The sequence below is a fragment of the Peribacillus asahii genome (genome assembly GCF_003570725.1).
Lineage (GTDB): Bacteria > Bacillota > Bacilli > Bacillales > DSM-1321 > Peribacillus > Peribacillus asahii.
The window spans coordinates 1-26,101 of sequence record NZ_QWVS01000024.1; the positions used below are offsets into that span (position 1 = coordinate 1).

A 26,101-nucleotide genomic window follows, 5' to 3' on the forward strand; every position below is an offset into this window, starting at 1 on the left:
CAGTACCTTTACCAGTACCTTTGCCGGTACCTTTGCCGGTACCTTTACCAGTACCCTTACCAGTACCTTTGCCAGGCTGTTTGTCATTTCCTTTATCTTTTGCCACTGGGTTTTGAATTAAGTACTCACTAAGACCTGCTTTTTTTGCTGTTTCAATTAACTCTAAAATTTGAGCTCCACCCATCGTTAGAGCCCCCTCTCTCCATAAAACTCCCTTAAAGTGTAAGGTTATGTAGTTTATGAATTCTTTTTTTATTTGTTCTAGGTTTTATTTATTTTATTATCAAATCCACTCATCTCCCATAAGATAGCAATGTAAAAGAAAAGAGGGAATGATGTTATGCAGCATAATATTCCTATAATGAGTATTTTTCTGGGGCCTAAGCACCTTGAAGTACTGGAAAGTGACATCTGGAACGAGGAGCTTCTTCCTTCCAAGCTGTTAGTAAACAATATTCCATACGAAATGGGTATTACTTATCGTGGGGAACACATACGTAACTTTCCTCAAAAGTCATTTAGAGTCGACTTTGGAACATATAATGAGAGATTTACGGGGCGCGAAATTCATCTTAATGCCGAATATAGTGATCCCTCATTCATTCGAAACAAGCTATCCTTTGATTTTTTTCAAGACATTGGTAGTGTTTCTCCTGACTGTAAGCATGTTTTTCTTGAACTTAATGGAAATCCTATGGGGGTCTACTTACAGATTGAATCGGTTGATGAATGGTTTTTACAAAAAAGGCAGCTTCCATATGGTTCAATTTTTTACGCGACAGAATACCATGCTAATTTTTCTTTATTAACTCCGGAAGAGGATCCGAAACTTTCTCTTCTATCCGGATATGTGCGGAAATTGGGTAAGATTGAGGATGACCTTGATTTAGAAATGCTCATATATAAAATTAATACGGTTTCGCGAAATGACTTTGGTAAAGAAATCACAAACTACTTAGATGTCGAAAAATATTTGTTGTGGTTATGTGGAATTGTTTGTACGCAGAACTTTGATGGTTTCATCCACAATTATGCACTATATCGAAATGGGGAAAGTGGATTATTCCAAATAATCCCTTGGGATTATGATGCAACGTGGGGCAGGGATTGGGATGGAGAGATAATGGAATACGATGAGGTCCCCATTGAAGGCTATAATACACTAACTGCACGTTTACTTGATGTAAAAGTATTTCGGAATCAATACCGTCTTCTCCTTGAGGAAATACTAGAAACTTCATTTACACCTGAAGCATTAGAACCGAAAATTACAAACCTTCATGGAAAAATACACCCCTATATAACTTTAGACTCTTATAAAAAGGAGTCCATCGATATATTTGTTAATGAACCGGAACTTATTCTGGAGTTTATAGCTAAACGTAATAAGTATCTTCGTGAGCATCTAAAGGACTTAACATAAGGAGGGAATCCTTTTGGAACCAATCAGTGTGAGAAATACAAAGAAATATGGCAGAGGGATATTTGCAGACCGTAACATTAAGAATGGTGAGTTCATTGAGGAAGCGCCAGTAATTGTTATTCCTAAAATTGAATGGAGGCGAATGAGGGAGGGAATTCTTTCAAATTATATCTTCCGTTGGGGAGAGGATAAAGCTCTTGCTTTAGGATACGGTTCTTTATACAATCACTCCTACACTCCTAATGCGAGGTATATTACTAATATTGAAAACCACTCAATAGATTTTTATGCGATGAGAGATATTCATGAGGGAGAAGAGATATTAGTCAATTACAATGGAGATCCAGAGGACCAATCTCCATTATGGTTTGAAGTTATAGAATAAAATGCGTGAAGAAAGATAGAATATGCAAGTTCAATTAAAAATAAGAATCTTAAATGACTTTTACTTTTTGATGATTGTAAGAAAGGCGCCAAACATGTACGGCATGTTCCAGCAAACTCCATAATCACCTGTAGAATCTTCAATCGATATAACTTCAAAAAAGAAAACAATCTTTCTTTTAACAAGGAAAAGTTGTTTTCTTCTTCCGATGTTTTCCCCATTTAGTTAATACATTCTTTATAATTATGAGTTGTGGGTCTAATATATCAAAAATATTATAGTATATATGGTAAAATAGACTTAATTTTACGCAATAGGGACTTTGATATGTTATGCAAATCATATAGCATTTTATTGGGACTCGGCTGCTATATTAGCGGAGATGGGATCGATCCGTTCAATTCTATAAAAAGATGGGGAAGTACAATTTAGTATGAAAGTAAATAAAATAAAGTTAATTTGGGTCTTATCTGTTTTTCTATTATTCTTTTTTATAAGTGTAAATATCTTTACTTCTTATGTAAAAATAAAAAAAACGGTTGAAGAATCAATCGCAAACCAAAGTCTGGAGGCAGCAAAGTCAATCGCTGCTTCGATGGATGTGGAAGCGTATAAGCAGTTCCTTCTTAATCCTACAAAAACCAAAGAATACTGGGAAACGAGAAAATACTTAAATGATGCAAGAGAAAAAATAGGGTCTTTATATGTATACACTCTTGTTGTTGATAATCCTAAAGTGTCGACAGCTATGATTATGGGAATGCCTAAAGAAGCTGCAGAGTCTTATCCGATAGGAGAGACTTGTACCTTACCAGAAGAACAAGTGAAACGAGCGTATGAGGGAAAGACATATGTTACAGGAGTGCTTAGGGACTCTAAATATGGAGACTATTTATCGGTTGGAGCTCCAATTAAGGATCATGAAGGTAAGATTATTGGATATTTAGGAATTGATATAAGCGCGGATACACTCAATAGTATAGAAAATAAAGTGCTGAAAAATAGTATTTTTAATCTTGCTTTTAACGCTGTATTTGTATTAATCGTATTAGGATCCTTTTTTATCATACAGAGATGGTATCAAAGAGAAACAACAAAGGAAATTGAAGATACCGAGGATACATATCAAACAGAAATTAGAACGTTAATATCTTCCGTTCAATCTTTAAGACATGATTTTACAAATCATATTCAGGTTTTACATGGTCTTCTCAAATTAGGAAAAACAGAGAAAGCTTTAGGGTATCTATCTTCTCTAGTTAAAGAAGTTCGTTCTATTGAATCTTTAAAAATAGATATAGATAACCCCGGGCTTTCTGTATTATTTCAAACAAAGAAGCTTTTTGCTGAAAATCATAATATCGATATTAATTTTGCAGTTTCTAATGCTGCATTTGATACAATCAAAACAATAGATTTAATCAAAATATTATCGAATTTAATTGATAATGCAATTGATGCAGCAATAGTAATACCTGAGAGTGAGCGGAAAATAAATATTGTATGTAAAGATAATTCAACCTATTATTTGTTTGAAATTACAAATACAGGTCCAAAGATTATTGATAAGGAATTGATTTTTAAAAGTGGATATTCAACCAAAAAGAAAGAGTCGGGAAAAATTAGAGGACAAGGTTTATTTATTGTTAAGGAAATAGTTCATAAATATGATGGGCGTATAGTAATAGAGTCAACGGAAACAGAGACTACGGCAACTGTGAATATTCCAATAAGAAAATTCACTTCATGAGCTAAGCGTCATCATTATTTGAATGATAAATTTATACGATATGTAAGCTGGCATAATAAAAGGAAACAATAATGTAAAGGTTTCCTAGCTCATATGGGTCAGGGGATAAAATTGCTTTTGATACACACAAGTAAATGTAGAAGAGAAGGCTTGTCAATCTGATAAGACTATGACAGTATATAAGCATATAACGAACTCTCTATCTGTTTTTTGTGAATTTCAAGTTTGCAGCAGCTCTTCTTATGAAGCAGCGAAAAGGGAATTGAAACGAACTTATACATTAGGAGAGTAACCGATTGTGAATGGAGGAAATAGAGTTATGTCAAATTTACCAAACTGTCCAAAGTGTAATTCGGAATATACGTATGAAGATGGAAACCTTTTAGTTTGCCCAGAATGTGCTCATGAGTGGACGCCAGGCTTGGAGAATGAAAATAACGAAGAGCAAAAGGTTGTCAAAGATTCAAATGGAAATGTTTTAAACGATGGAGACGCGGTAACGGTAATCAAAGATTTGAAAGTAAAAGGAAGTTCATCGGTTTTAAAACAAGGTACAAAAGTAAAAAGTATTCGTTTAGTCGATGGAGACCATAATATTGATTGCAAAATTGACGGTTTTGGAGCGATGAAGTTAAAATCTGAATTTGTTAAAAAGATATAAATGTGATTTTAATATAAAAATGGTCAGCCCCTAAACCTGAATATTATAATTGTTCAAGGTTTTTGAGGGCTGACCTATTTTAATTAAACACCCGGGAACCAGCCTGGTGTATGAATAATGGCATTCCATAATGGGTCAGGTATAACTAATTGTTCCTGTTTACTTTTGTCAATCTGTGTTACGATTTCATCTTCTCTTCCTTCTGCTACTTTTTGCACCCAATCAGGGTCAATAATTAACTCTCTACCAAGTGCTAATAAAGGGACGCCTGTCTCAAATGCTTTCCGAGCGTCATCAGCAGAATAAATAGAACCTACACCGATAAGAGGAACTCGATTATTAATCGTTTCCAGCAGGTATTCAATGCGTGTTTTATTGACATCATCTACGCCTCTTCTAGGTGTAGAAAAGAATTCAGTTAATGAAACATGTAGATAATCTAAGTCTTTATCGGCTAAAGCGTCTACTAAGGCTAATGTATCTGCCATTGTAATTCCAGGTGTTTCTGGTTCTTCCGGTGAAAAACGATATCCAACAATAAATGGAGATTGAGCGTGCTCCTTAACCACATTCTGTACCTTATCCACCACTGCCAAAGGGAAGGTCATCCGCTTTTCGAGACTACCTCCAAATCGATCTTCACGACGATTAGAATGTGGAGAGAAGAATTGTTGAATTAAATATCCATTTGCTCCATGAATTTCAACTCCATCGAATCCTGCTTTAATCGCACGTCGAGTCGTTTCTCCAAAAGCATCAATAATCTCTTCAACTTCTGATTCTGTCAAAGCTCTTGGCTTTATAGCTGGTTCTTCTGTTGAAGCGCCGCCTTTTTCTGCAGGTATATCACTTGCACTTACAATCTCACCATTAGGGACTAGCTCTGGAGGGCACATTCTTCCACCATGGAACATTTGTAAGACAGCTTTAGCGCCTTGCTCTTTAATTCCTTTTGCTAACTGCTTTAAGCTTGGTATCATTTCATCACTATCGCCGCCAAATTCACCACGGAATCCTTTTCCATTTGGTGTAACATATGTACAAGCAGTAATCACCATGCTGACTCCTTTAGAGCGGCGAGCGTAATAATTTACTTCTTCCTCTGTTACGGTTCCATCCGGATTAGATGAGAAGTTTGTCATAGGTGCCATGACAATTCGATTTTTTAACTCAACTCCATTTGCAAATGTATATGGAGATAATAAATGTTGGTCATTTTTATTCATGTTTATCTTTCCCCTTCATTAGGATATAGCTAACATACTAAATAAAATAAATATTTTACAATGTTATGCTTAGCTAATAAGCTGAACTTTATTAAAAATAGACGCTGCTTTATGAAAGGAAAGCGCCTATTTTGGGATGTTCTCTATTTTAAAAATCAAAGTTGTCAGGGTCTGGTCCTACTCGATGATTTTGATTTAGTTCATCAATTCGCTGCATTTCTTCTTTTGTTAACTCAAAGTCAAAAACAGCTGAGTTTTCAACAATTCGGTGTTCTTTCGTAGATTTTGGAATAGTTACAACACCGTTTTGTAAATCCCAACGTATAATAACTTGAGCGATAGTTTTATTATGTGTATGAGCAATTTCTTGTAGAACTGGGTTATCCAGTAATTGACCTTGCATTAAAGGTGACCAAGCCTCTAATTGAATTCCGTGTTCTTGACAAAAGGCTTGAACTTCTTTTTGCGTTAAACGTGGGTGATATTCTACTTGGTTAACCATCGGCTTAATCTCTGCATCTTTCATTAAGTCTTCAAGGTGATGGATTTGAAAGTTACTTACGCCGATTGCTTTTACTTTCCCTTCCTTATAAAGAGCTTCTAATGCTCGCCATGCTTCCTTGTATTTCCCTTCTACAGGCCAGTGAATAAGATATAAATCTAAATAATCTAGACCAAGTTTCTTTAGGCTCGTTTCATAAGCAGCAATCGTTGATTCGTAACCTAAATCAGAATTCCACGCTTTCGATGTAACAAATAATTCTTCTCTAGAGATACCCGTTTCATCTAGCCCTTCGCGGATAGCTTGGCCAACTCCTTCTTCATTTTCATAAATAGCAGCTGTATCAATACTACGATATCCATGTTTAATGGCGAATTTAACAGCATTCACTAATTCAGGGCCTTCTTCTACTTTAAATACTCCAATACCAAGCCAAGGCATTTTAACACCGTTATATAAAGTTGTTGTATCTTGTAAGTTTCTAGTCATTATTAATAAACCTCCTATTGTTGTTATAAGTAAATAGAGTTGTTCTATACTTGTTTAATATTTGGTCAATCACCTCCTTTAATTTATCTTTTTTTCAAGAATTCTACTCCAACCGGTAAGCATTGCGGCTATTAGTACCATTAGTGCTCCTATCCAAGAAGTATGAATTAGTCCGATAGAGTTTGTGATAACCCCGCCTAAATAGGATCCAAGCGCAATTCCAGCATTAAATGCAGCGATGTTAATCGCTGATGCGACGTCGACTGCTGTTGGTACGAAACGTTCCGCTAACATGACTACATAGACTTGTAAGCCTGGCACATTCATAAAAGCCATAAGCCCCATTAAGAAAATGGTCATTAATCCTGCTATTTTAAATGGTGCTGTGAACATTAAGATAAATAGTATAACAGCTTGTACAATAAACATATAAAATAATGCTTTAATCGGATTTTGATTAGATAGCTTTCCGCCTATCATGTTGCCAATTGCAATCGCAATACCGTAAATAAACAGAATCAATGCAACGGTTCCTTCCTTAAATCCCGTGATAGTCTGCAGTAACGGTGATAAATAAGTAAAGATAACGAATGTTCCTCCATAGCCTAAAGCAGTAATGATAAACATAAGCAGTAAGCGGCCGTTTGTTACCAATTTGAACTGATCCTGCAGTGTTGTACGCTTGCTCTTTCGCAGATCAGATGGAACCAGGATGCTGTTTGCGATTAGTGCAAGAACGCCGACTGCTACTATGACGATAAAGGCCATTCTCCAGCCGAATTGCTGACCGATAAATGTTCCAAATGGGACTCCTGTAACGGTAGCTACTGTCAGCCCAGTAAACATAATGGAGATCGCACTAGCTCGCCGATTTTCTGGTACTAAATCAGCGGCAATCGTGGAGCCAATTGACATGAAAATACCATGTGAAAAGGCAGAGATCACACGGGCCGCGAGTAAAATCCCAATACTGGAAGCTCCAGCAGCGATACTGTTTCCTATAATAAAAATAACTATAATCCAAATCAATAAAGCTTTACGTGACATCCTCGAAGTAAGAGAGGTGAGAATGGGTGCTCCAAATGTTACTCCTAAAGCATATAAAGAAACGGTTAAACCGGCTGTTGTAACAGGTATTTGTAAATCCTTTGCGATAAGAGGCAATAGGCCCACGCTGATAAATTCTGTCGTTCCAATTGCAAATGCACTGACCGCTAATGCAAGCAGTGCAAATGTACTTCTTTTTTTATCTATAGACATTTTTTTCCCTCCAAAGTGATTGTGACACTGTATTAATGAAGTCAGTTAAAGTAAACTATATAAATTAATGAATACGATAACTTTTAACTGGCAAATGTTATTATGGGATATATGTAAGTTAAAGAAAAGTACGTACTTTAAAGTAATATAGGTACCTAAAAGTTCTATAGATACTTTTAAGTACCTATTGATTGGAGGAGAAATTATGAAGAAAAAGAAATACAATATATCGGTAGAAGCGACATTAGAAGTGATAGGCGGGAAGTGGAAGTGCGTGATTCTATGCCATCTAACTCACGGAAAGAAACGAACTAGTGAATTGAAACGTCTTATGCCAGATATTACTCAGAAGATGTTAACCCAGCAATTACGTGAATTAGAAGCGGATGGAGTCATTAATAGAATTGTGTATAATCAAATTCCTCCGAAAGTAGAATATGAGTTAAGTGAATATGGGTGGAGTTTACAAAGTATTTTAGATTCTCTTTGTGCTTGGGGAGAAAAGCATATTACGAAAGTATACGGTGATAAATTTGCTGTGTTAGAAGAGAATGTTTTAAATGAACATTTAAAGTAAGAGGTCTTAGCCCTCGTCATGAAGTTCTTGGCTGTAAATGATTAAAAGGCCTGCTGTTGAATATACACAACAGTAAGCCTTTTTTAGTGATAAAGGGTATTCGTTTAAATGTTCTACTTGTCATAGGTCAGGTACTGTTCAAGTTTTTAAGAAAAAATCTTTTATTTCTGAGAAGCTAGAGTAGCATTAAGTGCCTGCCCTTTTTGGGGCCATTCACCGACAAACTCAAGTTCACTATAAGTAAAGTAATTATGCAGAATTTCCTCGCGGTTATCTAGGAAAAGCTGATCTGCTACGGCTGATACAAGCTTAGGGATACCAAACTTCATACCAGAAAGCGCAGAGGCCGAAATACCGCAACTGATTAAGGCTGAATAATTAAATGCAAAAATTCCATGAAGGAATTTTTTATTCCTTTCATCGCGGCTCAGGAAAGCAAAGCCAGGGCTGAGATAAGGGTGAGCATCGAGCAAAGGATTGCTTATCTCTTCTGGTGCTTTATATCGATCCTCCCAGCGAGCGATATAGTTTTCAATTAGTCTCAATTCTGGACGTAAAGCGGGATTAGTTAGAAGACCAGTGCTGATGATGAGGAAGTCAAAGGTGAATTTTCCTTGAGGTGTGGTGACTACTGCACCTTCGTCTGCTTCTTCTACATTTACCCAAGGCGCTCCTATATGCAGTTGAAAACCAGAACGTGAGGATGCACGTTCAAAAGTATCATTAGTTGGTGGTTGACTGTGTTTAAAGAAATGAGCCATTACAGCGTATTTATCAGCATCCGAAAGGGTATGAAAACGTTCGATTATTCCTGAACCTTCCATTTGGCGAATTGGATTGATGCGTGGAAGCTCTGTGCGACGAATGAAGACATGAGCCTCAGCCACACTTTGTGATAGTGCAAAATTGGCATTATCGAAAGCTGAAGCACCGCCTCCTAAAATACCAACCTTTTTATCTTTAAGTGCTTTGAAATCAATAGTTTCAGATGTGTGAGCATAAAGTCGATGTGGTAATTTTTCAGAAATCATAGGTGGTACATGCCATTCACCGCCACCTTGAATACCGGTAGCTAGAATGACTTTACGTGCAAGTAATAGATTAGATGGGGCTCCTGATCCCTCGATATGCAATCGATGAATGCCTTCGCCTGTAGGTTCAATGAGCTTAAGCTTTACTTCATTCATGACAGGGAGATTGAGAACCTTTCGATACCAACGTAAATAATTCATCCAGTCACTTCGGGGGATTTTCACAATTTGTTCCCAGCCTTCTGACCCGAATTGTGCTTCCCACCATGAACGGAAAGTAAGTGAAGGGATTCCGAGGTCAATAGAGGTTAGATGTTTGGGTGTTCGCAATGTCATCATACGAGCGTAGGTTTCCCAAGGTCCTTCTAATCCTTCCTCGTTTTCATCAATTACCAGAATATTAGATATTCGTTCACGCATAAGACCAAAAGCGGCACCTAGGCCACTTTGACCGCCGCCGATAATGACTACATCATAAACATGTCCTTCAGAATGATTGAGTGGGCGAATCCAATCTTCACCTCCAAAGGCAAGATAGGAAAGGTCTCTTTTTACTTGTTCATTTAAAGCCTCTAATCCCATAGTTTGTTCATTCCTTCCTTTCGATTGTATGTTTAATCGATCCTCTAATTCCTTTCTTTCATTCGTTTCAATCTGTAATAATGGCTTTTTTAACTGTATTAAAAGTGTTTTTCTTTACATTAGAATTCATTTTTGAGAAGGGTAAAAAAATGAATTGTTAACTAATATACTGAATGATGTGATTTTTTGTAACATAATTTCGTTTATGTTCTTATAGTATCACGTTTATTTTCACATTTCATTGTAATTTCATCTGAAATTTTCTTTTTTTATTGTGCAAATATACTAAGTTTATAATCTTCTTTTGTTATTAGGAGGTAAAGTTGAGGGTACGTAAAAATGGAAGATGATCAAAAATAATATTTCATGTTAAAAAAAATCACATAAAAATTATTGGATAGGTAATTTTTGCGGTAAATGCTTTAACCTTTGATAAAAAGGGTATATCGATACCTAATGAAGTGAATCCTATAGTTTAGGAGATTTTATTCGTGTTTTTTATGATGTTATCTAAACTTAAACTCATCAATGGTGAAAATAAACATAATAAAACGAACAATGTCTATTGACGTAATTTTAATATTCGTTTAATATAATTTGCGGAGTTAAAAATAAAAAAGAAAAATCATGTTCATTCGTATATTCTCAGTGATACGGTCTGAGAGTTTCTACTAGGAGCCGAAAATTCCTAACTACGAATGGGTAGTTCAACCTGCCCATTTATAGTTAGGAATTTCTTTTATTAGGGAGGATATATGGAACGTTTATTTAGATTGCGCGAATTAGGAACAAATGTAAAGACGGAACTATTAGCTGGTTTTACAACTTTCTTAACGATGGCTTACATTATTGTTGTGAATCCTGCCATCTTGTCCGCTGCGGGTGTACCATTTAATCAAGTATTCATTGCGACTATTTTAGCTGCAGCTATTGGAACATTAATCATGGCTCTCTTCGCAAATTACCCGATTGCCATTGCTCCTGGTATGGGGATGAATGCTTATTTTACAAGCGTTGTTGCTACCCAAGGAGTAAGTTACCAAGTTGTTTTTGGTACAGTTTTTTTAGCGGGGATTTTATTTATCATCTTGTCGTTGACTAAATTTCGTCAATTGCTTATCGAATCGATGCCTACTTCCTTAAAATATGGAATTACAGCAGGGATCGGTTTATTTATTGCATTTATTGGATTGAAAATGTCGGGGATTGTTGTAGCGGACCCTGATTCGGTTGTAGTTTTGGGTGATTTGCATAAACCTGTTACAGTCTTAACGATTGTGGGCTTGTTTATCACGTTCATTTTAATTGCTCGTAAAATAAAGGGTGCTTTGTTTATTGGTATGCTTATTACGGCAATCATCGGTTATTTTATGGGGATGCTACAAATGGAAGGTGTTGTATCCACACCACCGGCAATTGTGTTTTTTGATTTAGATATTACAGGTGTTTTTTCGAATTCGTTATATACAGTAGTGTTTGCCTTTTTACTTGTTACTATTTTTGATACAACGGGAACAATGATTGGAGTAGCGGAGCAAGCTGGTCTAATGAAAGATGGAAAACTGCCAAGAGCTAAAGCTGCTCTTGCTGCGGATGCTGTTGCGACAACTGTTGGTGCGACGCTAGGTACGAGTCCATCTAGTGCTTATGTTGAATCATCGTCAGGGGTGGCAGCTGGAGGTCGTTCTGGACTGACTGCTTTCGTAGTGGCGACTCTTTTCTTAATTGCTTTATTTTTCTCACCATTAGTAGCAGCTATTTCATCACTTTCAGCTATTACAGCTCCGGCTTTAATTATCGTTGGCTGCTATATGATGGAAGGGTTAGCGAAAATCAATTGGAAGGAATTTGATGAAGCATTCCCGGCTTTTGCGGTTATTTTGACTATGCCTTTAACGGGAAGTATTGCAACTGGGATTGCGATTGGATTTATTACGTATCCAATCATCAAGCTTGTAAGTGGTAAAGGGAAAGATGTACATCCGATCATTTATCTTTTTGGAATTATTTTTATCATTCAGATGGCCTTTTTTCCAGGGCATTAAGTTATGGGATATTCTCATAATACATGCTTTATGAATAACACCGATATAGTGAATGATATTATATTAAATGGTGGAAAGTGAAAACGGGATACCCTATCTAGGGTATCCCGTTTTTTGTCCTTCTTATGCTGAAATTCGGTGTTCAGATTTTGATTCCGATCTTATCATTTTTTCTTTCTTACCATGTAGAAGGAAATAAAGAGTAGATGCGACTAAGCTGAAGATACCTAAAATAATATATAAATTGCTATAGCCAGTCATTGGGATGATAAACCCAAGTACATAAGGACCGAAACCAAGCCCTGCATCTAGAAAGATAAAGAAGGTCGATGTAGCTAACCCCATACGATGAGGTTCAGTCAATTTTACGGCAATAGCTTGAGTGCAGGATTGCATATTACCAAATCCAAGGCCGATAAGGGCACCAGATAATAATAAAGTGATGCTGTTAGTTGCTATACTAAGGAGCAGCAACCCAGCCCCAAGGAAAACAAAGGCAGGATACATCACAATATTTGCTCCCTTCACGTCCATTAAGCGACCTGTGAAAGGACGTGACACTAATACTGCAACAGCATATACAACGAAGAAAAAGCTAGCCGCATTGACTAAGTTAATTTCGATTGCATAGAAGTTGATAAAGGAAAGGACACTAGAATAACAGAAAGCTACTGCTAGAGTAACCAACGCAATGGGCAGTGCCTTAGGCTCAATAAAGTCTGAAAGTTTGAGTCCTTTTACCTCTGAGTTTTTAGTTGATCTTTCTAATAACGGTACATATACAAAGAAGGCAGTAATTAAACTAATTATTCCTAAGGAAAGACAAAGGCTAAAAATCATTTGGAAGCTTGTGTGTTGGCTCATATATAGCCCAATAAAAGGACCAATAGCTGTAGCGAGTGTCGTACTCATACTAAAATAGCCGATCCCTTCTCCTTTTCTTGTTTGCGGGATAATTTGGGCTATAATTGTACCAGCCGCTGTACTTGCCATTCCTAACGTTACACCATGTATAAAACGATTAAAAAGTAAGAAAGCGATGCCGTAATGTAAAAAATATAAAAATGTCGTCAAAATGAAGAAAGCTAAGCCAATAATTAATGTTTTTTTACGGCCAATCGAATCAATAATGCGACCGATAAATAGTCGTCCAATTAATGTTCCTATAATAAAAATTCCTGTTACAAGTCCTGCTTGGCTTGTCGAAGCGTGGTATTCATTCACAGCATATGCTGCAATGGTAACCATTAATAAATAAAAAATTAACGTTAAGAGAAAGTTAACAGAGGAAACAATAATGAAATCTTTTGTCCAAAGTTTAGGTCTTGATGAAGTCAATTTTTATCCTCCCATTCTATAAGATTATTGTGTATTTCCTTCATGATATGGATAGCGTTGAGCTGCTCTTGTTCCGAGACTCCTTTTAAAATGTCCTTCTCAAATTGGTCAATTGTTATACGGACATGCTTGTATACTTCTTTTCCTCGATCTGTAAGCTGTATTCTTTTTTCCCTTTTGTCCTTACTTGGAATTTGCTGGACATATCCTAATTCTTCTAAGCGATTTATGGTTCTAGTAATGGTAGGTTTTTCTACGCTTAAATAGTTAGAAAGCTCTACAAGCGTTATGGAACCGTTAAGGGATAAATAGTATAAAATCGTCCATTGCGCTCTTTGAATCTGATGCTGGCTAAGCAGTATATTTAATTTATTTTCAAAAGGGCGGTATAAAAGCGTGAATTGATGGAAGAACTTTTGGAATGTCTTTATGGGAAACACCTCCTGTATATAGTTAGCGAAGGTAATTGTTACTCAGGGTAACTAATTCAATATAACAGAATTCAAGGTGTGTGTCTATGGAATAACAAATTTTTACATAAAATTTGTTATGGTTCAAAATATAAGATAATCATTTTGTTATGCAAGAAATTTAATTTCATGCAACCTATATATTGACATTTTCCTTTGTTATATGTTATTTAAATAATGGTTAGCACTCTATGATGAAGAGTGCTAATGAAAGCGAATATAAGTATGGATGTTACGTTACTTTGATTATGAAAGGAGATTCTTTAAGATGGCAAAAAAGCAGTTTAAAGCAGAATCTAAAAGATTATTAGATATGATGATTCACTCCATTTATTCTCAAAAAGAGATCTTTTTACGAGAGTTGATTTCGAATGCTAGTGATGCAATCGATAAAATTTATTACAAAGCATTAACAGATGATACATTAACGTTTGATAAAGATAGTTACTACATAAAGGTCTCAGCGGATAAAGAAGCCCGGACATTGACAATCACCGATACTGGAATTGGGATGACCAAAGAAGAACTTGAGCAGCACCTTGGAACCATTGCAAAGAGTGGCTCCCTTGCTTTTAAAAGTGAAAATGAATTAAAAGATGGTCACGATATTATTGGTCAATTTGGTGTAGGATTTTATTCTGCTTTTATGGTTGCAGATGTTGTAACGGTTATCAGTAAAGCTTTAGGCAGTGATGAAGCTTATAAATGGGAGTCCGAAGGGGCAGATGGTTACAAAATTGAGCCATGTGAGAAAGAAACCGTCGGTACAGAGATTATTTTAAAAATTAAACAGAATACCGAAGATGAGAAATACGAGGAATATCTAGAAGAGTACCATTTGAAAGGAATTATTAAGAAGTACTCTGATTTTATCCGCTACCCAATTAAAATGGATGTTACTGGCCGAAGATTAAAAGAAGGCAGCGAAGATGAATACGAGGACTATCAAGAAGAACAAACAATTAATAGTATGGTTCCTATTTGGCGAAAGAATAAAAATGAACTGACTGCTGAGGATTACGAAAACTTTTATCAAGAAAAACGATACGGCTTTGATAAACCAATTAAGCATATCCATGTAAAAGTTGATGGTACGGTAAGATATAATGCGATTTTATTTATCCCTGAAAATATTCCTTTTGATTATTATTCAAAAGAATTTGAAAAGGGATTGGAGCTATATTCTAACGGCGTGTTAATTATGGAGAAATGTCCAGATTTACTTCCAGACTATTTTAGCTTTGTAAAAGGGATGGTTGATTCAGAGGACTTATCGCTTAATATATCCCGGGAAATTTTGCAGCAAGATAAACAATTAAAGTTCATCGCTAAAAATATTAAAACGAAAATTAAGAAGGAACTAGAAAGTTTATTAAAACATGACCGTGAAAAATATGAAGCATTTTATCAATCATTTGGCAGACAATTAAAATTTGGTGTGTATAATAATTTTGGACAAGAAAAAGACGTTTTACAAGATTTATTGATGTTCTACTCATCAAAAGAGAAGAAATTAGTAACGCTGGATGAATACGTATCAAGAATGCCTGAGGATCAAAAGTATATTTATTATGCAACAGGTGAATCAAACGAACGAATTGAAAAAATGCCGCAAACTGAGCTAGTTGCTGATAAAGGATATGAAATTTTGTACTTTACAGATGATGTCGATGAATTTGCGATTAAAATGTTGTTAAACTATAAAGAGAAAGAGTTTAAATCCGTATCCAGCGGTGATTTAGGAATTGAAGAAGAAAATGATAATAAGCATGAAGCAGAGGAGAAGGAAAATAAAGAGCTCTTTAACTTGATGAAAGAGGTATTATCGGAAAAAGTAACAGATGTGAAAGTATCTAAACGATTAAAAACTCATCCAGTTTGTTTATCAGCTAATGGCGAATTGTCGATTGAAATGGAAAAAGTACTGAACATGATGCCGAATAACCAACAGGTTAAAGCAGATAAAATTTTAGAAATTAACGTAAACCATGAGATTTGGCAGTCACTCAAATCAGCCTTCGAACAGGATGATAAAGAAAAGGTTCGATTATATACAAATCTCTTATATAATCAAGCACTGTTAATAGAAGGTTTACCAATTCAAGATCCGTTAGAATTTACAAATGATTTATGTAAATTAATGGTGTGATTTATAATCAGAAGAGGCTGTCTATAGGATAGCCTCTTCTTTCTATTATTACAAAATAAAGGGCGCTGATTAATGCAACAATCCTCCTAATTGACCCCCCAGTCAGTTCAACTATATTGATTCTTATCGCATCCGCTTTGAAAAAATAAATGCTTCTTTAATTGAAATTCCTTTTTCGTTGATGTTTTGTGTTGTAAAAACAAGGGAAAAGGGGTATATTTAAATGAGAATGATAATCATTTTGTGTTTGATTACCAAGGAGTGAACGGAAATGGAACAATTCGAATTATTTGATGTGACGGTAATTGGGGGAGGACCAGCAGGTCTTTACTCCACTTTTTATAGCGGACTTCGAGAAATGAAAACAAAGTTGATAGAATACCAACCAAAACTAGGTGGGAAAATTCATGTATATCCAGAAAAAATGATTTGGGATGTTGGAGGGATTACTCCTGTTCCTGGAGCAAAATTAATAGAGCAACTTGTAGAGCAAGGACTAACGTTTCATCCGGAAGTTGTGTTAAATGAGAAAGTGGAATCGATTACACGTAATGAAGAAGGGATTTTTGTTTTACATGCTGCATCTGGAAGAAAGCACTTCTCGAAAACGGTTATTATGGCCATTGGGGGAGGAATTTTAAATCCACAAAGGTTAGAAATAGAAGGCGCTGAACGGTTCGAAGTATCTAATTTAAATTATACAGTAAAGTCTTTAAAGCGCTTCAAAGATAAGACGGTTATTATTTCAGGAGGCGGAAACTCGGCAATCGATTGGGCCAATGAATTAGAGCCTATTGCAAAAAGGGTGTATTTAACATATCGAAAGGATGTTTTAGCAGGACATGAAGCGCAGGTCACGCAATTGATGAATAGTTCAGCAGTTTGTTTTTTGAATACGTCTATTACAAAATTAATTGCTGGTGATAGTCATGGGACTATTGAACGTGTGGAATTAACGAATCATGAAACAGGAGAGGTCGCTTGCTTATCGATTGATGAGGTAATCATTAATCATGGCTACGAACTAGATAAAACATTACTTGAAAATAGTGAACTAGATATTAAAGTAGTTGATCAGTACTATATTGAAGGAAATGCGTCCAGCGAAACTTCAGTGGAGGGACTGTATGCTGCAGGGGATATTTTAAAGCATGATGGAAAAGTACATTTAATAGCGGGGGCTTTCCAAGATGCGGCAAATGCGGTAAATAGAGCAAAACAATTTATTCAACCTGATGCTAGTCATGTTGGGATGGTTTCTTCACATAATGAAGTGTTTAAAAAGCGAAATCGAGAATTAATTCAAAAAATGATGAAGTAGCATAATAGTGAAATATTTAAAAGAGGGATGAAATGTTAATGAAGGAGATTGGTCCGACATTAATGTCTCATCCCTCTTTTATGTAAAATAAATGGTTTTTATGTAAAAATATACAATCAGTTGTGCTATACTATAGTCGAAAAGGGGGGAGAAATGATGGAAGAAATATTGGTAAAAGCCATTCAAGATGAATATCCAGATGATTTTGCTTGGTGTTACGGATGTGGAAGATTAAATAAAGATGGTCATCATTTTCGAACTGGTTGGGAAGGGGAAAATACGTTAACGGTTTACATACCAAAGCCGGAACATACAGCAATCCCGGGCTTTGTTTATGGAGGCTTGATTGCTTCGTTCATTGATTGTCATGGAACAGGTTCAGCTTCATTAGCCTTGCACCGTAAAAATGGACATGAACCAGGAGATGGAATCGTACCGCCGCCACGGTTTGTGACGGCTTCATTAAATGTCGAATTTGTAAAACCCACTCCACAAAATGTTCCATTAAGAGCAGTTGGGAAAGTGACGGAGATTCATCCGAAGAAATGGAAAGTGGAAACAGAAGTATTTGCAAATGATACACTTTGTGCACGCGGAGAAGTGATTGCTGTTGTCATGCCAGCTACTTTCACTCAAAAATAAAGACTTCGGTAAGCGTTTTCAACCTATATATAATAAGAACGGCAGAGTGCATGCACCCTGCCGTTCTTATTATATGAAAAAGTATCAATCCTTACTTTAAGTTGCGATTTAAGAATGCCTTTGTTCGTTCAAATTGCGGATTATTAAATAAATCTTCTGGATGTCCAGATTCGATAATTTCTCCATTATCCATGAACATGACTCGATTGGCTACTTCCTTGGCAAAGCCCATTTCATGTGTTACGACAATCATCGTCATTTGTTCTTCCGCAAGGTCCTTCATAACCTGTAAAACTTCCCCTGTTAATTCTGGATCCAAAGCGGAGGTAGGCTCGTCAAACAGTAAAATTTCAGGATTCATCATCAGTGCTCGGGCAATTGCCACGCGTTGCTTTTGTCCGCCGGATAGATTGGCTGGATACGCTGTTGCTCGATCAGATAGTCCAATTTTCTTGAGGAGCTCAGCGCTTCGTTGTTGAATGGCCGATATGGATTCTGTTTTTAACATTTTAGGCGCAATTTCTAAATTTTCTTTTACCGTAAGATGCGGGAAGAGATTGAAATGCTGAAAGACCATACCCATTTTGGAAGTGATTTTTTTAACTTCCTGTGCTTTTGAATAAACGCCGTCTTTCACTAAATAGTCGCCTGTTACACGAACGCTGCCGCCGTTAATTTCTTCAAGATGAATGAGACTGCGGAGCATCGTACTTTTACCAGAACCAGAGGGACCGATTACAGCCACTACATCATTTTTATTTACATCAAAAGTAATCTGTTTGAGTACATCTAATTTGCCGTATGATTTTTTGAGATTGGATACTTCAATGATAGCCATATTCGCCACTCCTTTTTATTCGAATTTGAATCGTTTTTCGAGCCATTTAAAGAACATTGTTAAGACGAGTGTAATTAAGAGATAGATTATACCCGCGATAAAGAATGGCACGATTGTAAAGTCGCGGTTTACAGCAGTCTGAGCAAAGTGTAATAATTCCGGTACGGCAACAGCATAAAGAAGAGCTGTATCCTTAACTAGCGTAATCGATTCATTCGAAACAGAAGGAAGGGCGATACGGAACATTTGCGGTAAGATAATCCGTGTCGTCGTTTGCCATTTATTTAAACCGAGTACTTTAGCAGCTTCATACTGGCCTTTATCAATAGAAAGAAGGCCGCCGCGGAAGATTTCAGCAAAATATGCTGCATAGTTTAAAATAAAACCTAAACAAGCCGCAACGAAGCGGTCCAAAATTAGATATTCCCCAATTACAGGAATAAGCGGCAGACCAAAGCAAATTAACAATAATTGCAGTAACAGCGGTGTACCGCGCATTAAGTAAATGTAGGTTTGGGCAAGCCAGGATAATGGTTTAAAACGGCTATTTACAGCTAATGTGAGTAGAAAGCCTAGCGGAATGGAGACAGCGATAGCGATTAAAAATAAGAGAATCGTCATCTTTGCCCCTTCCAGCATAGGCATAATCATTGTATTGAAATAATCGGCCATGAAAGGATTCCTCCAAAACAAAACAGGGTTTCCAAAGGAAATCCTGTTTTTGTCATAATTTGTTCAATCTGTTTACTTTAATACTTTATCTTCGCCAAACCACTTTTCTGAAATTTTAGCAGCTGTACCATCTTCATTCATCTCATCAAGTGCTTTTTGAAGCTTTTCTAGCAATTCTTCATTTCCTTTTTTAACCCCTACACCGTATTCTTCTGGTGCAAGAGATTCGTCAAGGACTTTAAATGTGTCTTTTTGTTTAGACATATAATAATCAATAACAACTTCATCGATAACGACAGCGTCTACACGACCTGATTTTAAGTCATTTAGTGCAAGTATGTTATCTTTAAACTCTGTTACCGTTTTGATTTTAGATTTAATTGGATTGGCATCTAACGCATCAGCTGCAGAAGAAAGAGCTTGAACACCAACAATTTTTCCCGATAAATCATTAAGTGTTTTCAGTTTTGAGTCAGCTAAAGTTACAACAACCTGTGCATTTTTTAAGTACGGTTTTGTGAAAAGAACTTTTGCTTTACGCTCTTCTGTAATCGTATATCCGTTCCAAATCAAATCAATTCTGTTACTGTTTAGTTCCGATTCTTTTGTTGTCCAATCAATTGGTTGGAACGTTACGTCCATGCCCATTTTTTCAGCAGCAGCTTTGGCGTAATCAATGTCAAAACCAACGATTTCATTATTCTTATCTCGGAAGCCCATTGGAGCAAATTGATCGTCAATCCCGATAACTAAAGTATCTTTTTGATCTTTAGCTTGATCTGTTCCTTTATCCTCTGCTTTACCGCAAGCTGCAAGGATGGAGAACATAGCTACTAAAGTCAAAATCATAGTTGCTATACGTTTCATCTTGAAGAAATTCCCCTTTGTCTACGTTATAATATTCCTTTAGTACGTTACCATATTATTATGATAACATAACTTTAAGGGGAGCAGTACCCATAATATTATGTTCTTAATTTTGGGAATCTTCCCTCTCTTTCATTTCAATATATTGTTCTTGGAAGATGCACATTCTTAATGCATCATGGTATTTACCACCAACAAAGAATTCATCTTGTAGTTCGCCTTCTATTTGAAAGCCGGCCTTTTGGTAAACATGAATAGCTATTTCATTCGTTTTATCAACAATTAAATATAGCTTATGTAAATTTAAAATAAAAAACGCATAATTCATCGCTAAACGAGTAGCAATTAATGAATATCCACAACCTTGGTATTTCGGATCAATAATAATCTGAAATTCAGCTCTGCGGTGGATGTAATCAATTTCTACTAGCTCGACTAGACCGAGAATATCCGTTCCTTGTTGAAGGATAAAGCGGCGTTCCCCTTGATTATGGATGTGTTTATCGAATAAGTCCTGTAATTCAACAAAGGCTTCATACGGTTCCTCAAACCAATAAGACATAATTTTAGCATTATTATTCAGCTTATGGACAAATTTCAAATCTTCTCTTTCTAATGGTCTTAATCGCACTTCCTCGTGATTAGTCATTGTTTATCCCCTCCAATGTACGCATAGTTCTTATCGAATAAATCTTGTATATAGTGCTCTTTTAGTATTCATTTTTTCTTAATTATCATGCTTATAGTACAAGGGTTATATAGGTGTATGGAATAATTTTACTACCAAAGAAAAAGGGTTGCAAATATTGATACATTAAACAATAGGAAGCAGTCTCGCTAAAAACTATATAGGTTCAATTTATTAAACCGATAGAAAAATGTTTATTTGAATACGCTGTGGATTTTTAGCTCCTGCTTGTGTAACAGATGTCAGAAAATCAAATGGGCTTTATATAGAATAAACGGGCCCAATAATAAATAGGGCCTGTTTATTACGAGTTTGATACTTGACTTGTCTGTGCCGTTTTATCTTGTTCCACAATAATCGTACTAGTAGGGAAGGCAAGGGATACATGTTCTTCTTCAAGAATTTCCATAATGGCATAGTTGATGTCTTCTTTTACTGTTAAATAGTCTGCGAGTTGTGTCGAATTCGTAAAGAAGTTAATGTAAATCATAAGGCCGCTTATATGTAGCTGCTCCAACTTAACTAAAATAGTTTCTTGGTGAACACCTGGATGATTACGTAATTCAAATTCTATTTTTTCTAACACATTTTTTACTTTATGTCTTGGAGTATCGTATTTCAACTCAGGTCTAAAGGTAACACTTCTTTTTCCCATCTTGCTCCAGTTGGTAATAACTTCATTGGATAGTGCTGCATTTGGTACGGTTACTACAGCTTGGGAGAACGCTCTTATAGAAGTACTTCGAAAGGTGATATCTTCAACAATTCCTTCTACACTTGCTGTTTGAATCCAATCCCCGATTGAAAAAGGTTTTTCGATAATAATGACAATCCCGCCGAAGAAATTGGCAATAGCGTCTTTTGCAGCTAAGGCAAAAGCAAGACCGCCCAGTCCTAATCCTGCTACAAAGCCGTTTACGTCATAATTAAACTCTTGGGCAATAATACTGAAACTAATTGCGATAATGATAAAACGTAAACCCTTTGATAAAAATGGGATAAGGATTTGGTCCATATTAATATCAAAACGGTCTCTTATCTTTTCAAATAAAACTGATGAAGCAGAAGCCATATTATATAATCCCCAGCTAATAATAAAAATTATGCTGGCACGAAAGAACTTCAAGAACAATGGATCTTTTTGATCTAAATAAGGGAAGTAACAAAGTGCTACATATACACCAACTATGATGAATAACCAACGAATCGGCTGTTCGAAGGAATTAAAAACATGTGTAAAGAAATTGGTCGGAGATTTTTTGCTGATTTTTAAAATAAATTTAAAGATATATGCAGTAAATATCTTTCTTAGCAACAAAAATAAGAGTAGAATCCCGATGGAAATCCCAAGGTTCGTTAATTTGTCGATATCATAATTTAAGGCCATATTACTTTCTCCTCTACATTGAATCGCTTCTTTGTTCTTTCATTAATATAAAATCGTATCGTTTGGGGGGAATAATTTTAATCTATTCCTATCTCAGGCTTTTCACACGTGTAAAATTTGTACAAGTAACAGCGGTGTGTTTCCTTTTGGGTTTTGCTCAGTATAAGCCCAATCTTTTTCTTCCATAATAAAATCGAGTTAATGATGAGGGGGGCTTAGATGAGGGGCTTGACTAAGCGTTTATGGATTGGACTTATAGTTTGGATTGCATTAATGGATAGTGTTGATGCAAAAATGAGTCCAAAGGAAGAAGCGTATTTCGATTATTATCGTATTGCCTTACAAATGATGAAAACGAAGGTAGAGGATGTTCCGAACACTGGTGATGTAACACTTGATTTCTTGTATGAAATGATTCCGCTTCATGAAGCGTCCATTGCTATGTGTGAAAATATCATGAGGTTTAGTGATCATTCCGAAGTGAAACAGATTGCCAAAAGGATAGTTCATAATGAACTTATTGAATTAGATAAAATGAAGGTACTTTTAGAGGAAACGAAAGAACATCCCCATATAGAGTTAGAAAAGGAAGAAGCTTATTTGGAAGTATATAAAGATTCGTTTCAACAAATGGTTGATAAAATGGAAAGAGCTAAGACGAAAGGGGATATTAACCAACATTTTTTAGAAGAAATGATTTCGCTTCATGAAGGAGCGGTTGAAATGGAGATTACAATTTTGCAATTTACCAACAATAGGGAATTGAGACGGATTGCACGAACGATGCTTGTTGGTCAAAAGACACAGCTTATACAGATGCAAAGAGTAATGAAGATGATTGAGTGATATAGAATGGTGTTCCATAAAAAATAGACAATAAAGGCAATGGCTGATAAACTTAAATATGATAATGATTATCATTATCGTATTTAAGTTTATCTTTATGATAAGGGGAGTAGAGATGAATACATTAGAGAAAATGGAGTCCTTTATTGTTTTGGCTGAATGTCATTCTTTTACGGAAGCCGCTCGACGATTGTATTGTTCCCAGCCTACAATTAGTCATCATATAAATAAATTAGAAGAGAACTTTGATTCTAAGCTGTTTCATCGTTCTGGAAGAAAAGTAGAGTTAACGAGCAAGGTGAAATTTTACTGCACTATGCGAAGGAAAATATGAATCTTGTTGATGAAGCGTCAGAAAAGATTAAGAAAGCCGACTATTATGAGTAAATGTTTCTAATTTCATGACGTACTTCAAGGATATCATAATCAATATTTGTAAACATGAGATAATCATAGTTGCCTAATTCATCGATAACGTTCTTGCTCCATCCTTTTTTACACTTCTATATGAAAAATACACCATTATCTTCATATAAATAGTAGTTCTGTTTTTTATCTCCTTGATGAGGATTAAGTTCACAAATAATGTATTAAAACAGTTGTTGATATCTAAAATAAATCATGCTATCTTTAAATAATGTGGAAACGGTTACATACTTTCAAGATTGAGGTGAGAGATTTGGCAACAATTCGGGATGTAGCAAAGGAAGCTGGCGTATCTGTTGCAACAGTTTCACGCGTGATAAATGGCAGTGGCTATGCTCATGAAGATACAAGAAAGGCTGTAATTGCAGCTGTTGAAAAACTGCAGTACAAACCGAATGAAGTAGCGAGGTCTTTATATAAACGAAAATCAAAACTAGTCGGCTTGATTCTTCCTGATATTACAAATCCGTTTTTTCCCGAAATGGCAAGGGGAATTGAGGATTATTTGCAACGGGAAGGATATCGTCTCATTTTTGGCAATAGTGATGAAAATAGGAAAAAGGAAAGAGAGTATCTAGATACCTTTTTGCAAAACAATGTCGTTGGATTGATTATATCAACTAATGAGCAAGATCATACGATATTTGATAATTTAACGATTCCAGCTGTATTGCTTGACCGTACAGCAGGACATTTGCCGGCTGTGTATTCCGATCAACAACAAGGTGGTAGACTTGCTGCAGAGATATTACTAGCAAGAGGTGCAAAAGAAATTACGATTATTAGAGGACCTGTTGAAATTAAAACGGTCTATGAGCGGTATTTATCAGCAGTAAGTGTGCTGGAAGATACTGATGTGAAAGTTCATATCTTAGATTCCGCACTCTCTTATCAAGGAGCAAGAAAGTGTGCTAAAGAAGTATTTGTGAAATATCCGGACACAGATGGCATTATCGCTTGTAATGACATTGTGGCGGCAACTATTTTGCAGGAAGCTTTAGCAATGGGAAAACGCGTGCCGGAAGACATTCAAGTGATTGGCTATGATAATGTTTCATTTACAGCTTTATTACATCCTGCGTTGTCCACTATTCAACAGCCAGCCTATGAAATGGGAACCAAGGCTGCAGAAATTTTAATTAAAAAAATTAATCAGGAAAAACTAGAAGAGATACATACCGTATTTCCTGTGTCATTTATAGAAAGAGGAACAACAAGAGAGGTGGAGTAGTCAACAATGGTGAAAATAGCAGTTGTCGGAAGTGTGGCCATAGATTTAGTTGTAACAGCAAATAAACGTCCTATCGCAGGAGAAACTGTTCTAGGTGATTCATTTAGAACGGTCCCTGGCGGAAAAGGAGCTAACCAAGCTGTTGCAGCGGCTCGTTTAGGAGCAGAGGTTAGTATGATTGCTTGTGTAGGAGATGATGTTTACGGACAAGCGATTAAGAATAATTTACAAGACAACGGTGTTGATATAACGTATGTGGAACCGGTTACAGGTATTGCATCTGGTACAGCTCATATTACGCTTGCAGAAGGGGACAACAGTATTATTGTCGTAAAAGGGGCAAATGATTCTGTTACTCCACAATTTGTTCAAAGAGCTCAGCCAGCTATTGAACGTGCAGATATTATTTTAGTACAACAAGAGATTCCAGCAGAAACCGTTGTTTATTTAGCGGAACTTTGTACAAAGTTAGGTAAAAAATTATTGATAAATCCAGCCCCTGCACGTAAAATCAGTGAGGTTGTTATTGAACAATCCGCTTATGTTACACCAAATGAGCATGAATTTGCCCTTTTATTTGAAGGGGAAAATCGTGCTGACGTACTTAAAAAGTATCCTAATAAAATTTTCATTACAGAAGGAAAAAATGGCGTTCGCTATTTTGACGGAAATGAAGAGAGAGTTATTCCTAGCTTTATCGTGGAAGCGATAGATACAACGGGAGCCGGAGATACATTTAATGGCGCGTTTGCGGTAGCTGTTGCAGAAGGAAAGAGTTATGAAGAAAGCGTAAGATTTGCGAATCGAGCAGCTTCACTTTCCGTAACAAAGTTCGGCGCTCAAGGCGGTATGCCGACAAGAGCCGAAGTGGAAGGGAGCTTGAACGGATGAAACGTCACGGCATATTAAACAGTGCTATTGCAAAGGTTCTAGTTGATCTAGGGCATACTGATTATATCGTGATTGGCGATGCTGGATTACCTGTTCCTTCTCATGTACCGAAAATTGATTTAGCGTTAAAGGCAGGCACACCTACTTTTCAAGAAGTAGTTCGTCTTGTACACGACGATATGGTCGTAGAGCAAACGATTGCAGCTGAAGAAGTGAAGGAACAGAATCCTGTGCAGCATCAGTTTATCGAACAACAATTTCAAGGCAATGTGGTCTATGTGACACATGAAGAATTTAAAGAGCTGACGAAAAAGGCGAAGGTTGTTATTCGTACAGGAGAAGTAACGCCTTATTCCAATTGTATCTTACAGTCTGGTGTATTTTTTTAATGAAATGAGGTGTAG

General features: G+C 36.2%; 26 protein-coding genes and 1 riboswitch. Of the genes, 14 read left to right on the forward strand and 12 right to left on the reverse strand.

Features of this window, described 5'->3' with window-relative positions:
* A partial coding sequence (locus D1953_RS21310) for a hypothetical protein (RefSeq protein WP_182480607.1) occupies window positions 1–184 on the reverse strand: 184 nt, incomplete at its 3' end.
* A gap of 156 nt (window positions 185–340) precedes the next feature.
* On the opposite strand from D1953_RS21310, the gene D1953_RS13405 reads away from it, so the two are divergent.
* The 4 genes from D1953_RS13405 (at window position 341) to D1953_RS13420 (ending at window position 4,219) form a co-directional block, all read left to right on the forward strand.
* Complete coding sequence (locus D1953_RS13405; RefSeq protein WP_119117706.1) at window positions 341–1,423, forward strand: CotH kinase family protein; 1,083 nt, start codon at window positions 341–343, stop codon at window positions 1,421–1,423.
* A 13-nt stretch (window positions 1,424–1,436) separates the two neighbouring features.
* Complete coding sequence (locus tag D1953_RS13410) at window positions 1,437–1,808, forward strand: SET domain-containing protein (protein ID WP_119117707.1); 372 nt, start codon at window positions 1,437–1,439, stop codon at window positions 1,806–1,808.
* Between the two features lie 433 nt (window positions 1,809–2,241).
* Window positions 2,242–3,558, forward strand: coding sequence for a GHKL domain-containing protein (locus tag D1953_RS13415; RefSeq protein ID WP_119117708.1), 1,317 nt, complete (start codon window positions 2,242–2,244; stop codon window positions 3,556–3,558).
* 319 nt (window positions 3,559–3,877) lie between these two features.
* The gene (locus D1953_RS13420) at window positions 3,878–4,219 is read left to right on the forward strand and encodes a zinc ribbon domain-containing protein YjdM (protein ID WP_119117709.1); all 342 of its coding nucleotides are present in this window, start codon (window positions 3,878–3,880) and stop codon (window positions 4,217–4,219) included.
* A gap of 83 nt (window positions 4,220–4,302) precedes the next feature.
* Here D1953_RS13420 and D1953_RS13425 read toward each other — a convergent pair whose 3' ends face one another.
* The 3 genes from D1953_RS13425 to D1953_RS13435 form a co-directional block, all read right to left on the reverse strand.
* Window positions 4,303–5,445 (reverse strand): NADH-dependent flavin oxidoreductase, encoded by a 1,143-nt coding sequence (locus D1953_RS13425; protein ID WP_119117710.1) that lies wholly within the window; start codon window positions 5,443–5,445, stop codon window positions 4,303–4,305.
* Between the two features lie 148 nt (window positions 5,446–5,593).
* Window positions 5,594–6,436: an aldo/keto reductase gene (locus D1953_RS13430; RefSeq protein WP_119117711.1), complete on the reverse strand. Its 843-nt coding sequence runs from the start codon at window positions 6,434–6,436 to the stop codon at window positions 5,594–5,596.
* A gap of 78 nt (window positions 6,437–6,514) precedes the next feature.
* Window positions 6,515–7,696: an MFS transporter gene (locus D1953_RS13435; protein WP_119117712.1), complete on the reverse strand. Its 1,182-nt coding sequence runs from the start codon at window positions 7,694–7,696 to the stop codon at window positions 6,515–6,517.
* A 205-nt stretch (window positions 7,697–7,901) separates the two neighbouring features.
* Here D1953_RS13435 and D1953_RS13440 point away from each other — a divergent pair, with 205 nt between their 5' ends.
* On the forward strand, window positions 7,902–8,273 hold the full coding sequence (locus D1953_RS13440) for a winged helix-turn-helix transcriptional regulator (RefSeq protein WP_119117713.1): 372 nt from the start codon (window positions 7,902–7,904) through the stop codon (window positions 8,271–8,273).
* A gap of 161 nt (window positions 8,274–8,434) precedes the next feature.
* On the opposite strand, the gene D1953_RS13445 is transcribed toward D1953_RS13440, so the two are convergent.
* A complete protein-coding gene (locus D1953_RS13445) occupies window positions 8,435–9,886 on the reverse strand; it encodes an NAD(P)-binding domain-containing protein (protein ID WP_119117714.1) in 1,452 nt (483 codons plus the stop codon).
* A 615-nt stretch (window positions 9,887–10,501) separates the two neighbouring features.
* A riboswitch (purine riboswitch) is annotated at window positions 10,502–10,601 on the forward strand.
* A gap of 40 nt (window positions 10,602–10,641) precedes the next feature.
* On the opposite strand from D1953_RS13445, the gene D1953_RS13450 reads away from it, so the two are divergent.
* Window positions 10,642–11,931: an NCS2 family permease gene (locus tag D1953_RS13450; protein ID WP_119117715.1), complete on the forward strand. Its 1,290-nt coding sequence runs from the start codon at window positions 10,642–10,644 to the stop codon at window positions 11,929–11,931.
* A gap of 123 nt (window positions 11,932–12,054) precedes the next feature.
* On the opposite strand, the gene D1953_RS13455 is transcribed toward D1953_RS13450, so the two are convergent.
* Both D1953_RS13455 and D1953_RS13460 read right to left on the reverse strand, forming a co-directional pair.
* Complete coding sequence (locus tag D1953_RS13455) at window positions 12,055–13,269, reverse strand: MFS transporter (protein ID WP_119117716.1); 1,215 nt, start codon at window positions 13,267–13,269, stop codon at window positions 12,055–12,057.
* Window positions 13,266–13,709: a MarR family winged helix-turn-helix transcriptional regulator gene (locus tag D1953_RS13460; protein ID WP_342769256.1), complete on the reverse strand. Its 444-nt coding sequence runs from the start codon at window positions 13,707–13,709 to the stop codon at window positions 13,266–13,268. The genes D1953_RS13455 and D1953_RS13460 overlap by 4 nt, the downstream gene beginning before the upstream one ends.
* A 298-nt stretch (window positions 13,710–14,007) precedes the next feature.
* Between D1953_RS13460 and htpG the strand changes: the two genes are divergently transcribed.
* From htpG to D1953_RS13475, 3 genes are all read left to right on the forward strand, one after another.
* Complete coding sequence (htpG, locus tag D1953_RS13465) at window positions 14,008–15,888, forward strand: molecular chaperone HtpG (RefSeq protein ID WP_119117717.1); 1,881 nt, start codon at window positions 14,008–14,010, stop codon at window positions 15,886–15,888.
* Window positions 15,889–16,159: 271 nt separating this feature from the next.
* Window positions 16,160–17,209, forward strand: coding sequence for an NAD(P)/FAD-dependent oxidoreductase (locus D1953_RS13470; RefSeq protein WP_119117718.1), 1,050 nt, complete (start codon window positions 16,160–16,162; stop codon window positions 17,207–17,209).
* A 156-nt stretch (window positions 17,210–17,365) separates the two neighbouring features.
* Window positions 17,366–17,851 carry a PaaI family thioesterase gene (locus D1953_RS13475; protein ID WP_119117719.1) on the forward strand — a complete coding sequence of 162 codons (486 nt, stop codon included), beginning with the start codon at window positions 17,366–17,368 and terminating at the stop codon, window positions 17,849–17,851.
* Between the two features lie 91 nt (window positions 17,852–17,942).
* Here D1953_RS13475 and D1953_RS13480 read toward each other — a convergent pair whose 3' ends face one another.
* The 5 genes from D1953_RS13480 to D1953_RS13500 all read right to left on the reverse strand — a co-directional run bounded on the left by D1953_RS13480 (window position 17,943) and on the right by D1953_RS13500 (window position 22,303).
* On the reverse strand, window positions 17,943–18,689 hold the full coding sequence (locus D1953_RS13480) for an amino acid ABC transporter ATP-binding protein (RefSeq protein ID WP_119117720.1): 747 nt from the start codon (window positions 18,687–18,689) through the stop codon (window positions 17,943–17,945).
* A gap of 15 nt (window positions 18,690–18,704) precedes the next feature.
* Window positions 18,705–19,361, reverse strand: coding sequence for an amino acid ABC transporter permease (locus D1953_RS13485; RefSeq protein WP_119117721.1), 657 nt, complete (start codon window positions 19,359–19,361; stop codon window positions 18,705–18,707).
* A 72-nt stretch (window positions 19,362–19,433) separates the two neighbouring features.
* Window positions 19,434–20,228 (reverse strand): amino acid ABC transporter substrate-binding protein, encoded by a 795-nt coding sequence (locus D1953_RS13490; RefSeq protein WP_119117722.1) that lies wholly within the window; start codon window positions 20,226–20,228, stop codon window positions 19,434–19,436.
* A gap of 106 nt (window positions 20,229–20,334) precedes the next feature.
* Window positions 20,335–20,877 (reverse strand): spermidine N1-acetyltransferase, encoded by a 543-nt coding sequence (gene speG, locus D1953_RS13495; RefSeq protein WP_119117723.1) that lies wholly within the window; start codon window positions 20,875–20,877, stop codon window positions 20,335–20,337.
* Window positions 20,878–21,220: 343 nt separating this feature from the next.
* On the reverse strand, window positions 21,221–22,303 hold the full coding sequence (locus D1953_RS13500; RefSeq protein WP_119117724.1) for a mechanosensitive ion channel family protein: 1,083 nt from the start codon (window positions 22,301–22,303) through the stop codon (window positions 21,221–21,223).
* Between the two features lie 219 nt (window positions 22,304–22,522).
* Here D1953_RS13500 and D1953_RS13505 point away from each other — a divergent pair, with 219 nt between their 5' ends.
* The 5 genes from D1953_RS13505 (at window position 22,523) to rbsD (ending at window position 26,086) form a co-directional block, all read left to right on the forward strand.
* On the forward strand, window positions 22,523–23,149 hold the full coding sequence (locus D1953_RS13505; RefSeq protein ID WP_119117725.1) for a DUF305 domain-containing protein: 627 nt from the start codon (window positions 22,523–22,525) through the stop codon (window positions 23,147–23,149).
* A gap of 115 nt (window positions 23,150–23,264) precedes the next feature.
* Window positions 23,265–23,483, forward strand: a complete 219-nt coding sequence (locus tag D1953_RS13510; protein ID WP_245980125.1) for a helix-turn-helix domain-containing protein — start codon at window positions 23,265–23,267, stop codon at window positions 23,481–23,483.
* Window positions 23,484–23,828: 345 nt separating this feature from the next.
* Entirely contained in the window at window positions 23,829–24,806 is a 978-nt protein-coding gene (locus tag D1953_RS13515) for a LacI family DNA-binding transcriptional regulator (RefSeq protein ID WP_119117726.1), read from the forward strand.
* Between the two features lie 6 nt (window positions 24,807–24,812).
* The gene (gene rbsK / locus D1953_RS13520; protein ID WP_119117727.1) at window positions 24,813–25,697 is read left to right on the forward strand and encodes a ribokinase; all 885 of its coding nucleotides are present in this window, start codon (window positions 24,813–24,815) and stop codon (window positions 25,695–25,697) included.
* The gene (rbsD, locus tag D1953_RS13525; RefSeq protein ID WP_119117728.1) at window positions 25,694–26,086 is read left to right on the forward strand and encodes a D-ribose pyranase; all 393 of its coding nucleotides are present in this window, start codon (window positions 25,694–25,696) and stop codon (window positions 26,084–26,086) included. Before rbsK ends, rbsD begins: the two co-directional genes overlap by 4 nt.
* The last annotated feature ends 15 nt before the right edge of the window (window positions 26,087–26,101 follow it).